Here is a 12840-nt window from a genome sequence, read left to right on the forward strand (position 1 = left end):
CAACTTATACCGGCATATTCATCAGCTCTTTGTACGATTCGACCAATCTATTTCTAATTTGGATCGTCGCCTCAAAAGCCACACTAGATTTATTACGAGCAATCATCACGTCCGATAGAGACACGCTTTGGTCGCCACTATCAAAACGAGCTTGAAGATCACCTGAGGTTTTTTGTAATGAGTTCACGTTATTAATGGCCTGCGTCAGCATGTTGCCAAAATCTGCACCGACCGCTTGCCCCGTTGCAGCAGGACGCGCGCTAGCAGCTTCAACCATCATTGCCTGCATTTCGCCTTGTAAACCATCTATTCTCATCTACTACCTCAGGAGTCAAAATTATGACTATCTATTTAGCTGTATTATTGACAGAGCAATTAGCGTGCCACACATTAAATTGACTAGATATCGTAATACACTAGTCAGAAAGCTGACACTACTAGCCTATCCTCAGTTTGGGATATCTATCCCAGCATCGCGCATCTTTGCCAACTTATAACGCAATGTACGAGGACTAATGCCCAACTTTTCTGCCATTTCTTTGCGTCGGCCATTACAAGCGATCAGCGTCTCAAGAATAATCGCATACTCTTGATCTCTAAGCTCATTACCTAACCCTTCGCTGCTGGCTGCCAGTTTATTGATTGGACTCGCTTCAGCTATCGGCTTAATTTCTGGCGCTGCAACACTGTTGCCTTCAACAATTTGCTGTAGGCCACTTGCGTCTTGCCAATCGACACCTTCAAGTAAGATGTGCTCACCTGAAATATTTTCTTGCTCACTCAGAATTAGAGCGCGCTGAACGACATTATCCAGTTCACGCACATTACCCGGCCACGGATAATTGACGAGCTTACTGATGGCTTGCTCGGACAGAATAGGAACGGGCATACCAAGTTTGGTGCAATGGCGCTCAACCAAATGCTTCGCAAGCGGCTCAATATCGCCTTTACGTTCACACAGTGCTGGCCAAGTAATTGGAAATACATTCAAACGATAGTATAAATCTTCACGGAAATTCCCTTCAGAAACATACTGCTTTAGGTCGCGGTTACTGGTTGCCAAAACACGGACATCCAGTTTGATACTCTTACGGCTACCAAGACGTTCAACTTCGCGCTCTTGCAACACGCGCAGTAGTTTCGCTTGTAGGCTAAGATCCATTTCACTGATCTCATCCAACAAAATAGTACCGCCTTGAGCTTGCTCAAATTTACCAGGACAAGCTTGAATAGCACCAGTAAATGCGCCTTTATCGTAGCCAAACAGTGTTGCTTCCAACATGTTATCTGGAATCGCGGCACAGTTAATCGCAACAAACGGACCGTCTTTACGGCTCGAAGCGTTGTGAATATAGCGAGACATGACCTCTTTACCAGAACCACTTGGCCCCAAAACCATGACGTTAGCATCGGTTCTAGCCACCTTATCAGCCAACATCATTAGCTTGATGCTTTTCTCATCGGCAACGATGGCATCGCCATTATCATCCGATTTTACCGGAGCATAACGGCTCACCATATTAAGCAGTACTTCAGGCGCAAATGGCTTTGCCATATAGTCTATAGCGCCCTCTTTCATTGCGGCAACGGCGTCTTCAATGTTGGCATACGCTGTCATCAACAATACTGGTAGATTTGGCCAATGCTGCTTGATATTTCTTAGCAGTGCTAAGCCGCCCATACCTGCCATCTGCACATCAGAGACAACAATATCAACGGAGTTCGATTTCAATTTTACCAGAGCATCTTCCGCACAATCCGCTTCCAGCCATTCATAGCCAGCAAGCGCGAGAGTGTCGACAAGGGCTTCGCGTAGACCTTCATCATCTTCGACGATTAACACTTTGCTTTGAGCCATAGGATTCTCCAGTGTAAATTCAGTTAAAACGTATTAGTCTTCAGAAGAAGCGCTTCTTTCCAGCGGTAGACACATGGTAAAGCATGCGCCGTCCCCTTCTTCTGATATCAATTCCAGTCGGCCTTCATGTGCTCGACAGACCATTTGTACAACGGCTAAACCTAGACCTGTACCTTGCGAACGAGTGGTAAAGAAGGGTTCCATAATTTTACCTTGAAGCTCTTTCGGCACGCCGGGGCCACTGTCTTGCACTGATATCTTAAGCTCGCCGTTTACAGGCCTAAAAAAAACATCAATCTGCGATTCTTTACCCGCAATTTGCACTGCGTTCAAAACCAGGTTGCTCAGAGCAGAAGCTATAGCATTAGCATTGCCAAACATCTGAGTCTCTTCATCTTCTACTTCCTGGCAATAGTCAATCTGGTTCGATTTTAATGCCGCTTCAACCATAGGATGAAACTCGGTAATCAATTCAGCCACAGTAAAAGGCTTAACCACTTTGTTGTCGCCACCTTTGGCAAACAACAGCATGTCGTTCACTTGCTTCTCTAAGTCATGCAATCTATCCATAAGCTTAGATTGAAAACGTGTCTTTGTTGCCGGCGGTAAGTTTGGCGCGGCAAGGTTTGATGCATAAAGCATGGCGCTAGAAAGTGGCGTACGAACTTGATGTGCCAACGAGGCTACCATTCTGCCTAACGACGACAAGCGCTGAAGGTCACTCACGCGAGACTGTAGAAGACGAGTTTCTGTCAGGTCGGTGATCAAGATTAGCTGACCTGTAGTCGAGGCTGAAATCGCTAAACGCACTTTACGCCCGTTCTTCAATGAGATCTCATGTCCATCATCGTCTTTTGGGTCAAAGGCACTTTGAATAACCGAAAACCACTTCTCGCCCACCAGTTCCACACCTAAAATTCGGTGCGCTTCTGGGTTCGCTTCCCTTACTTCACCATGAGTATCTAACAAGATGACACCTGCTGGCATCACATCAAGTACTTGCTTATAGCGCTCAACCTGCTGTTCAACTGAATCTAGGTGTGACTGATTTTCTGATTCGTTAGATCCGTGCATGTCAAAAATTTGCCTCAAATACTAAAACAGCCTGACACGTAAAACACGCGTCAGGCTATTTGCTATATTTATCACATAGTTAAGCAAGCAACAACTCGACTATGCCCTCTCTATTCTCTCAACCAAAACGATGCTTTAACTCAACACCCGTCTTAATTTGATATCGCTGAACACGAATCTGAGCTCTATCGCTGTAGATTATACTTACGCATTTTTTCAACCAGAGTGGTTCTGCGCATTCCAAGCATGTCTGCAGCACGGGCAACAATGCCACCCTGCGCTTCCAAGGCTTGGTTGATCATGTTCACTTCCATATCCGCCAACAGCTCTTTCAAATTAACACCTTCTGGTGGTAACTCTTGAGGCGCATTCGCGTTATCGGCAAGATCATCTTGCTGGTCAAAGCTGAAATCTTCTGAGAACAAATCAGAAAGTGCATCACGTTCTTGCTCTTCTTCCGACACAAAGCGATTAAATTCAGGCTGGAATTCAGGGATATCACTGTATCTATATTTAGTGGGTAGATGGTTCACATCAACCAAGCTATTCGGATACAGGATAACCATTCGCTCAACGAGGTTCGCTAGCTCACGAACATTACCTGGCCAGTAGTGCTCCATCAAAGAATTAATAGCGCGAGCAGTGAAGCAGATAGGCATACTGCCTTCCGCTTCCATTCGAGTCATTAGCTCTTGAAGCAACAGTGGAATATCTTCTTTACGATCTTGAAGCGCTGGCATTTCAATCGGGAATACATTCAAGCGGTAATAAAGGTCTTCACGGAACGAGTCATCGTCGATCATGTCTTCAAGATTGCGGTGTGTTGCTGCAATCACACGAACGTCAGCTTTAATGGTGCTGTTGCCACCTACGCGTTCAAAACAGCGCTCTTGCAGTACACGCAACAACTTAACTTGCATTGCCATTGGCATATCGCCAATTTCATCAAGAAACAGTGTGCCACCTTCAGCCAATTCAAAGCGACCTTTTCGTGCGGTAATCGCACCAGTAAATGCGCCCTTCTCATGACCAAACAACTCACTTTCGAGTAAGTCTGGTGGAATAGCACCACAATTCACAGGCACAAAAGGCCCAGAACGGCGCTTAGAGTGATAGTGAATATTACGCGCTACGACTTCTTTACCGGTACCAGATTCACCAAGAATCAGCACGTTCGCTTCCGTAGAAGAAACTTGTTCAATTAAGTGACGTACTTCTTGAATGCCAGCACTTTGCCCTACGAGGCTGCGAAACAGCGTGTTCTTGCGTGCCGAAGACACCACTTGAACACCCTTGCGGCCTAAGAAATCTTTACAGTGCCTTAATGCATCACTTAATTGCGGGTAGTTAAGGGGAAGTTCAAGCTCGCCAACATAGTTAGTTAGCTCGTCAACCGGGTGATTGTTTTTACCAATCACCAGTAAAGGGATGTGATTGGCGTGAACAAGCTTTTCATTCAGTAATGCGTTGAAGCCTTTACCTTTAATGGTACCAATAATGCAGCCGGCCCACTGTAGTGACCAGTCAACTTTACGTGCTTGTTCAGAGCTGATTACTTCGCAGCTCTCTCCTACAAACTCTAATATTGTGCTTAAATTGTGACGATCTTGAGCGCTATCGTCGACGACAAGCAGTTTTGCCAAACCTTGCATAAGTAGGAATTATTGCCTTTATTTTGGTGCGATGCGGAAAACGGTGAGCGACGTAATCGATAAAACAGAGAAAAGTATCAATGATTATGGTCTACGTGGACAAATTTAGGAAATCAGCAACGAAAAAAGCCACTAGGCTATCTAATGGCTTCTATTTTATTTGATTAAAAAAATAAGGCAACCAAGCAATTAAGGGATATGAGATTGGTTAAAACTGCAATTTTTCTTTAAATACCTACGTCAGCAGACGTCAAGTTGTGATATTCGTTCGGAATTTGGTCCCAAGCGCTCTTAATTTCGCGGATAATATCGATAACATCATCAATAGCCTGTGGGTCATTTTTGTGATTTGCCGCAGAAATTTGCGTGATCATGAACTCATAAAGTTGATCTAGGTTTTTCGCAATATCACCACCATCGTCCATAGACAGGCAACTACGTAGGCTAATAATGATATCCAGAGCCTTACCAAGTCGCTCGCCTTTCACTGGGATGTTGCCTGCTTGCATTGCCGCTTTACCTTGAATCAAGCGCTCGATAGCACCTGCCATTAGCATTTGTACAACCTTATGCGGTGAGGCAGCTGTTAGCTGACTATCCACTGATACCTTTTTATATGCCTGTAAAGAACCGCGCATAGTAAACCTCTTTTATAAAAACTTTTTGTATTGTTGAACTGATTTAGCGCCGTGACGGTATCTGTGTAGGGTCTTACCTACTCGACTCGTCTCAGATTGCATCAATTCGACTAATTTTCTGGTTCTGGTAATGGCTTCAAACCATTCAGAACTTTGCTTAACGTCGGGGTGTGAGTCGATTATTTGAAGCACGTTTTGCAATAACTGTTCTCTGTTATCGACAAGCCGCGTTATTTCTTCAGCATTAATTTCACTAAATTCAAGCTTAGAGATAATTAATTGATCGAGTTCACAAAGCTCTTGCAGCTGACTGTTCATCTATTAGCCCAACGCATTCATCATACTGCCCAATTGGGATTGCATCTTGCTAGTCGCATCTTGCATGGCAGTAAACTTAGAATGTGTACGGTTTTCTAGGCTGTCCATACGGCGATCGAGTGCGCTTTGGTCATCAACCAAGCGGTAGTTTTGCTCGACTAAGCTCTTTTCTCTAGTACGAATCGAACCTGTGATACCTGTGATACCTTGAATCGCATCTTCCACTTTTTTGGCGAAACCGTTGTTGCCGCCAAAGAACTCACCCAACTTATCGAAGTTATTATTAAGTTGACGATCAAGCATGTCGTAGTTGATTTCTAGCGAGCCTTGCCTAGTGGTAGTGATACCAAATTCAGTCAATGACTTGAGATTATCAGGCGCGCCTTCAATACTTGATGAGAACACCCCTTTCAATCGCGAATCGGCATTACGTACAGTACTGTCGCCAGAAAGCGGCCCTTTTTGGCCAGTCGTTGGATCAACGCCCGCCAAATTCTTAGACACTTGATAAAACTGATTGTAAGAGTTAACGAAAGCTTCAATGTCTTGGCGCACACTATTACGGTCGTACTCAACACCAATTTCAGCCGGTGGCTTATCTTTTGGCGTTTTTCCTTTCACCGTAATATCGATACCTTCTACGGCATCTTCAATCACATTGTTATTACTCGAAAGCTGTGCAACGCCGTCTAGAACGACCATTGAATCTTGCCCTGCCTGAACTTCAGCCATACCGCTATAGGTATCAAAAGACTGCTGTGCCTGTTCGAGCTCAGCTTGCGCTTTATCGACTTTATCTAAAAGCTCACGCTCTTCGGGTTCTAATTTCGCACGCTCAATTTTTTTGGCTTGTTCGGCGGTCAATTCGCCTTTTTGAACTTTCTCAGCCAAATCGGCTTTTTCTTGTGAAATTTTATCTTCGATACGCGCTTGTTCAGCTTCAAGCTTTTGCTGAGCTTCTTTCGGCGTCACGTAGGAATCGGTCAGAGTACCCGAGGCAGCATTTGACCACCCCGGCACGTCAGGCGCCTTCTCTATCGCTTTTTCATCAAGCTCAAGTTCTGGTGTGTAGTAAGAATCTAAAAGAGTTCCTGAGGCTGTTTCAGTCCAACCTGGGATATTGTCTTCGGGCATCACAGACTTTGACGCAAGAGCTGCGTCTAGGGCAGCTTGACCATCGGCTGCAGCTTGTTCGCCGTAGCTAAGACTTTGAGAGTCTCCGTCAACATCTGAGGCAGAATCGGTTTGGGTTGCTGGGATAACATTGCCGTCTTCATCGAGTTTTTCACTCGCATTTGGGTCATCGTTAGCGATCGCTTCATCGATGAGTTCAACGGCTTTTCCTGCAGGGGTTAGAGCAAGAACATCTTGTGCAGCAAGGCGCGCTTTCTCAAGCGCCTTCACACGCTCTTCTAGAGTTTTGTATTCGAGTTTTTTTAGAGGATTAGCAGCATCAGACTCTACATTAATGCTGATCTGCTGATCTGAACCAGACTGGTTCGAGGCGACAATAAGTCGTGGGCCTTCGACATCATTGATAATAGATGCACGAACGCCTGGATTGCTATCTGCGCCGTTTATACTGCGAACGACATCGATAAGTTTCGATCTGTCGCCAACTTGCACATCAAAGCTGTCATCACCAAGCGAAACCTGCAGCTTACCTGGGCCAAATTTCATGTCCTCTGACAGTACATCAGAAGCCACTTTATGACTCTGGGCAAGCTGCAACACATCGATGGCATATTTGCCAGCGATCGCTTCGGTAGTCGCGGTTGCAGAGACAAGACCTTCATCGGTACTTTCAACTGTTCGCACAGCAAAAGCTTTTTCCTGACGAAAGTTTGTCATCAGGTTTTTCATCGAATCAAGGGATTCTCTGAGTCTTCCATAGGCACTAATGCTGGTATCGATTCGCGTTCGTTCATTATCAATTCGTTGCTGTTTAGGTACACGCTCCGAATCAACAATTTTGCTGACCATGGAATTGATATCCATGCCAGACGAAATCCCCATTGGGCCAAAACTCATTAAACCACCTCAATAATACGACTTAAACCTTCACCTCAAATATTCTACTATTTGAGTTTTGGGCTGCTAGGCGCCTTAGAATCTCAAGCATTTCTTCATCAGGAATCTGGCGAATAATATCACCAGTGGTGGTCTCATAAATAGTGACCACATCTCTCCCCGACTCTTCATCGACTTTAAAGGCAACACCCTTGTTGAGAGAGGAGACAAACTCGTTTACCTTCTCTACCATCTTGACTCGCTCTTCATCGTTTAACTGCTGTCTATCTTGAGCTAATTGAATCGCAGCTTCGGTAGCTTGCTCTTTCGATTTTTCTACCTTGCCATAAGATGTTGCTTCTTTCAGTCGTGAAATGTTCGACGCACTACTACCTTCATCGCTTGCAAATTTAATGCCATTAGGTGAGCCATAAGGCTGGATGTTCGATGCGTTGGATGGAATTTCCATAACACTCTCCCTCCCTCCTTTATGAGCCAAACAGTAAAACTCTACCCAGAGTAGAGTTTACCACTACTTACCAAGGTAAGTTTAGCCCAATAAGCTTAGAGCTGCTGATGGTGACTGCTTCGCTTGAGCTAGGATAGAAGTACTCGCCTGTTGCAGGATTTGAGACTTCGTCATTGCCGTTGTTTCTTTCGCGTAATCGGTATCTTTGATACGGCTCTTAGATGCATTAACGTTTTCGTTGATGTTATCTAAGTTGCTGATTGCATGATCAAAACGGTTTTGGAAAGCACCAAGAGAAGCGCGGTTACTGTCCACTGATTTTAGTGCGCCATCAATAACAGATACGGCTTCGTTCGCACCAGCAACCGAGGTTACATCGATATCGTTAACAGTAACGTCTTTAGCGGCACCGATACCTAGCTCACCAGTAAGGCTACCACCGAACTCAACATCACCTTCAACTTTTTGACTTGAAGCGAAAAGTTGCAATTTGCCGCCTTCACCAACAGACGCTTTAACATCTTCACTTTGGCCATTGATGTACGTTGCTAGCTCTTCGATATCGTTGCCTTCTTTTGCAGAAATAGACAGCTCTTGAGCTTCACCAAACTTATCGTTGTATTTGATAGTCAGATCAGAACCTGCGCCTACACGCCAAGAAGCATCTTTGCCTTCTTCTACGCCGTAGCTTTTGCCACCCATGTCTTGAGTGTCAGTACGCATGTTATTCATAGTCAGCATTACTGCTTCACCAGAATCAGCACCGATTTGGAAAGATTGGCTACCGTAAGTACCGTTAAGAAGCTTGTTACCACCAAAAGAGGTCGTTTCAGCGATACGGTTAAGTTCTGTGTTTAGAGCAGAGACTTCTTCCTGGATCGCAACACGTTCAGATTTGCTGTTTGAACCATTTGAAGATTGAAGAGAAAGGTCACGCATACGTTGCAGAATGTTGGTTGACTCATTCATTGCACCTTCAGCTGTCTGTGCAATAGAGATACCGTCATTCGCATTTTTCACAGCCATATCTAGGCCACGGCTTTGCGACGTTAAGCGGTTAGAAATTTGTAGGCCTGCAGCATCATCTTTTGCGCTATTGATTTTATAGCCAGAAGACAAACGCTCCATTGATTTTTGAGTACCTTCAGCCGCGCTATTTAGGTAGCGCTGAGCCGTCATTGCAGACACATTAGTGCTTACATTAATCGCCATAGTTGATCTCCTTTAGGCATTTTTTAATGTACTTATGTGACTCTCACCTCACACAAATACATGTCAATTTTGTTTATGCACCAGTGTCTCTCTCACCTTACATTGGTACATATCATTTCTCTCAATCCCTTTAACGGCCCCTTAATTAGAAGCTTTAATAAAAAATGTGCTTTTTTTCATATTCTTTTCAACAACAAAGAAAAGTGTGATCGGGATTCAATTAATCGAGCGACATTCGCTAAAGTTTCCATTCAGCTTGGATTAATGGGCGTGGTGTTGAATATAAAAACCAAAAAAGATCCCTGATATCTCGTTCTACTCGATTCTGGGATGACGGCCAACGACTTCGATTCAAGTAAACAATGGATGGCTACCTCTCTATAGTCGTCATTCCCTACAGTGAGGAACGAACGTGATAGGGAATCTCGCTTTTGCTCCTGCTTACCAACATTGCACTTTTCCAAATACACCTTCGCCAAATTACAGGCAATAAAAAACCCAGCCGAAGCTGGGTTTGTTTAGCGCTCATCTCTCACCACGAGCTAATTTGTGGAAGCCTAACGTTAACGTTTATGATCAACAGCGCTTATAACCAACGTGGCTTTTCAATCGATTAACCTAGTAGGCTAAGTGCCGAGTTCGGAGCTTGCTTCGCTTGAGCAAGGATCGAGCTTGAAGCTTGAGAAAGGATCTGAGACTTAGTCATCTGGGTCGTTTCTTTCGCGAAATCGGTATCTTTAATACGGCTCTTAGATGCATTAACGTTTTCGTTAATGTTGTCTAAGTTGCTGATAGCATGGTCGAAACGGTTTTGGAAAGCACCTAGCTCAGCACGGTGGCTATCTACATACTTAAGGGCCGCATCGATTACTGCAACAGATTCTTGTGCACCACCAACTGACGTTACATCAATCGTATCAACCGTTACTTCTTTACCCGCTTGCATGCCTAGTTCACCCGCAAGTGAACCAGAAAACTCAACGCTGCCTTCAACCTTGTTATTACCTGCAAACATTTGTAGGTTGCCGTCTTCAGTTACAGACGCTTTAACAGAATCTTGTTGACCATTGATGTACGTTGCTAGCTCTTCGATGTCATCGCCCGCTTTCGCAGACACATCGATTTCTTGTGCTTGACCGAAGTTATCAGTGAACGACATTTTTAGGTCGTTTGCGCCAGCTTGAACGTTCCAGTCTTTGTCTTTCGCGTTCTCAGTTTGGTAGCTTTTACCACCCATCTGAGCGTTATCAGAGCGCATGTCTTTCAGTTGAAGCATTACCGCTTCACCGTTATCCGCACCGATTTGGAATGATTTAGTACCGTGAGTACCGTTAAGCAGCTTATTGCCACCGAAAGACGTTGTTTCCGCGATACGGTTTAATTCGTCATTCAATGCTGTTACTTCTTCTTGAATCGCTACACGCTCAGATTTTGAGTTTGAGCCGTTTGAAGATTGTAGAGACAAATCACGCATACGTTGCAGGATGTTGGTTGTCTCGTTCATTGCACCTTCAGCAGTTTGTGCAATAGAGATACCGTCGTTCGCGTTACGTACAGCAACATCAAGGCCGCGGCTCTGAACGTTCAAACGGTTAGAGATTTGTAGGCCCGCAGCGTCATCTTTCGCGCTGTTGATTTTAGAGCCTGAAGCTAGACGCTCCATTGATGTTTGTTGTGCGCTGTTTGCGTTGTTTAGGTAACGTTGCGCTGTCATCGCTGAAACGTTTGTATTTACATTCACTGCCATGGTGATTTCTCCAATTGATTTTCCGGTATAGCGGTTTCCGACGTCTCGGAAAACCAAGTAGTTCTCTCAAAGTTACTTTTAATAACGGCTCAAAATCCCGAAGCTTTAGAAAAACTTTTAAAAAACCACAAATAAAATATTAATTTGATATTTATCAGTAGGTTAAATTTACTGATTTTCTAAAGCAGCTATTGAATTTAATTAGGTAAAGATCCTAATTTGTTCAAAAAACACGCTAAGCGTCGTTAAAATTGGTCAACGCTCAGAAATGATCAATCACCAAAGATCATTGATGGGCATAAAGATTATGCAATTTATCTTGCCAAGGAGAGCATTTGTAACGAAGAAAATGGGTTGAATGGAAACTTAAGGATCAGAAAACTAAAGTTAGAAACCAGTGGGGAAACGCAAAAGACAGGAAAACAAAAAAGTAAAAATAAGAAATATAGGAAACAGAGATATAAAGAACAGAAAGGAAAAAGCCCCTTTTCCTTTGAGAGAACCGGGGCTAGTTGGCAGGTCAGAGCCTGTGTGGAGATCATCGAGAAATGAACACATTTCTGACGCGCCGTTGCATTCTTACCGTAAAAATGAATAGCAGGTGAGAGATGAGAGAGCTAAACACTCATAGTAAGTATGCTTGCCAGTTTCCCTTGCTGCATGGCTCACGTCTGAACACGAGCAGCAAGTTCAACCAATAACTATTGCAATAGTGTCATTGCAGAGTTAGGCAACTGTTTTGCTTGAGCAAGTATCGAAGTACCTGCTTGTTGCAGAATTTGTGATTTGGTCATTTGCGTCGTCTCTTTCGCAAAGTCCGTATCTTTGATTCGGCTATTTGAAGCGTCTACGTTCTCTTGAACGTTTGCCAAGTTGTTAATACTGTGGCTTAGACGGTTTTGTTTCGCACCTAAATCAGCACGCTGTGAATCTACGTATTTCATTGCAGAATCAATCACGCTAATAGCATTCTGTGATCCTGCTACGCTCATCAAACTAATATCTTGAACCGATGTTGCACGACCTTCACTCTTAATACCTAGCTCAGAAGCTAAGCCACCAGAAATAGACATAGCCCCTTCAAGGTCAGGTTCAGCAACAAATAGTTGAATGCGACCATCATCGGTAACCGATGCGTTCACAAGATCAGATTGACCATTAATGTAAGTAGCAAGCTCTTCGATATCATCACCCGCTTTGGTATTAATATCTAAAACGATGTCTTCACCTGACTTTGTTTTAAATTCGAGCTTAAGATCGCGAGCTTGTGCTGGTACTTCCCAACTTTTGTCTTTACCGTTTTCAGAATCAAACGTTGTACCACCCATACGGAAATCATCAGCACGAACACTAGTAAGGCCCATAATCATCGCTTCACCAGAGCTAGAACCAATCTGGAATGATGCTTCACCAAATGAACCATTCAACAGACGACGACCACCAAACGAGGTTGTCTCTGCGATACGGTTAAGCTCATCTTGAAGTGCCGAAGACTCTTCATTGAGCGCGGTACGTTCAGCTGCGGTATTAGTTCCGTTTGATGATTGAATCGCCAGATCACGCATACGTTGTAGTACGTTGGTTGATTCATTCATCGCGCCTTCAGCGGTTTGTGCAATTGAAATACCATCATTGGCATTACGCATTGCCACGTCTAAACCACGTGATTGCGCCGTTAAACGGTTAGAGATTTGCAGACCGGCTGCATCGTCTTTCGCGCTGTTGATTTTATGCCCTGATGACAAACGTTCCATAGAGGTCGCTAAATCATTAGACGCTTTATTCAGGTAACGTTGTGCTGTCATAGCAGAAACGTTAGTGCTTACATTAATAGCCATTTTGCTCTCCTTATGAGTTCGCAA

At 44.2% G+C, this 12840-nt stretch carries 11 protein-coding genes; all 11 read right to left on the reverse strand.

What is annotated here, in order from left to right; translation table 11 throughout:
• Window positions 1-4: 4 nt before the first annotated feature.
• Entirely contained in the window at window positions 5-316 is a 312-nt protein-coding gene (gene fliE / locus L3V33_RS15785; protein WP_004736198.1) for a flagellar hook-basal body complex protein FliE, read from the reverse strand.
• Window positions 317-448: 132 nt separating this feature from the next.
• On the reverse strand, window positions 449-1858 hold the full coding sequence (locus L3V33_RS15790) for a sigma-54 dependent transcriptional regulator (protein WP_146457865.1): 1410 nt from the start codon (window positions 1856-1858) through the stop codon (window positions 449-451).
• A 33-nt stretch (window positions 1859-1891) separates the two neighbouring features.
• Window positions 1892-2932 carry an ATP-binding protein gene (locus tag L3V33_RS15795; RefSeq protein ID WP_146457867.1) on the reverse strand — a complete coding sequence of 347 codons (1041 nt, stop codon included), beginning with the start codon at window positions 2930-2932 and terminating at the stop codon, window positions 1892-1894.
• 185 nt (window positions 2933-3117) lie between these two features.
• A complete protein-coding gene (locus L3V33_RS15800; protein WP_004736195.1) occupies window positions 3118-4584 on the reverse strand; it encodes a sigma-54 dependent transcriptional regulator in 1467 nt (488 codons plus the stop codon).
• Window positions 4585-4811: 227 nt separating this feature from the next.
• Entirely contained in the window at window positions 4812-5222 is a 411-nt protein-coding gene (gene fliS, locus L3V33_RS15805; RefSeq protein ID WP_237290785.1) for a flagellar export chaperone FliS, read from the reverse strand.
• 12 nt (window positions 5223-5234) lie between these two features.
• The gene (locus tag L3V33_RS15810) at window positions 5235-5540 is read right to left on the reverse strand and encodes a flagellar protein FliT (RefSeq protein ID WP_146457869.1); all 306 of its coding nucleotides are present in this window, start codon (window positions 5538-5540) and stop codon (window positions 5235-5237) included.
• 3 nt (window positions 5541-5543) lie between these two features.
• Entirely contained in the window at window positions 5544-7571 is a 2028-nt protein-coding gene (gene fliD, locus L3V33_RS15815) for a flagellar filament capping protein FliD (RefSeq protein WP_146457871.1), read from the reverse strand.
• A 22-nt stretch (window positions 7572-7593) separates the two neighbouring features.
• Window positions 7594-8019, reverse strand: a complete 426-nt coding sequence (flaG, locus tag L3V33_RS15820) for a flagellar protein FlaG (RefSeq protein ID WP_017087933.1) — start codon at window positions 8017-8019, stop codon at window positions 7594-7596.
• Between the two features lie 81 nt (window positions 8020-8100).
• Window positions 8101-9231 (reverse strand): flagellin, encoded by a 1131-nt coding sequence (locus L3V33_RS15825; RefSeq protein WP_237290786.1) that lies wholly within the window; start codon window positions 9229-9231, stop codon window positions 8101-8103.
• Between the two features lie 613 nt (window positions 9232-9844).
• A complete protein-coding gene (locus L3V33_RS15830) occupies window positions 9845-10978 on the reverse strand; it encodes a flagellin (RefSeq protein WP_017095940.1) in 1134 nt (377 codons plus the stop codon).
• 701 nt (window positions 10979-11679) lie between these two features.
• Entirely contained in the window at window positions 11680-12816 is a 1137-nt protein-coding gene (locus L3V33_RS15835) for a flagellin (RefSeq protein ID WP_017085293.1), read from the reverse strand.
• Window positions 12817-12840: the final 24 nt, after the last annotated feature.

Source organism: Vibrio sp. A2-1, assembly GCF_021728355.1.
Lineage (GTDB): Bacteria > Pseudomonadota > Gammaproteobacteria > Enterobacterales > Vibrionaceae > Vibrio > Vibrio splendidus_K.

Coding starts and splice junctions, on each gene's coding strand:
- fliE (WP_004736198.1), bottom strand. CDS start 316: ATGAGAATAGATGGTTTACAAGGCGAAATGCAGGCAATGATGGTTGAA.
- L3V33_RS15790 (WP_146457865.1), bottom strand. CDS start 1,858: ATGGCTCAAAGCAAAGTGTTAATCGTCGAAGATGATGAAGGTCTACGC.
- L3V33_RS15795 (WP_146457867.1), bottom strand. CDS start 2,932: ATGCACGGATCTAACGAATCAGAAAATCAGTCACACCTAGATTCAGTT.
- L3V33_RS15800 (WP_004736195.1), bottom strand. CDS start 4,584: ATGCAAGGTTTGGCAAAACTGCTTGTCGTCGACGATAGCGCTCAAGAT.
- fliS (WP_237290785.1), bottom strand. CDS start 5,222: ATGCGCGGTTCTTTACAGGCATATAAAAAGGTATCAGTGGATAGTCAG.
- L3V33_RS15810 (WP_146457869.1), bottom strand. CDS start 5,540: ATGAACAGTCAGCTGCAAGAGCTTTGTGAACTCGATCAATTAATTATC.
- fliD (WP_146457871.1), bottom strand. CDS start 7,571: ATGAGTTTTGGCCCAATGGGGATTTCGTCTGGCATGGATATCAATTCC.
- flaG (WP_017087933.1), bottom strand. CDS start 8,019: ATGGAAATTCCATCCAACGCATCGAACATCCAGCCTTATGGCTCACCT.
- L3V33_RS15825 (WP_237290786.1), bottom strand. CDS start 9,231: ATGGCGATTAATGTAAGCACTAATGTGTCTGCAATGACGGCTCAGCGC.
- L3V33_RS15830 (WP_017095940.1), bottom strand. CDS start 10,978: ATGGCAGTGAATGTAAATACAAACGTTTCAGCGATGACAGCGCAACGT.
- L3V33_RS15835 (WP_017085293.1), bottom strand. CDS start 12,816: ATGGCTATTAATGTAAGCACTAACGTTTCTGCTATGACAGCACAACGT.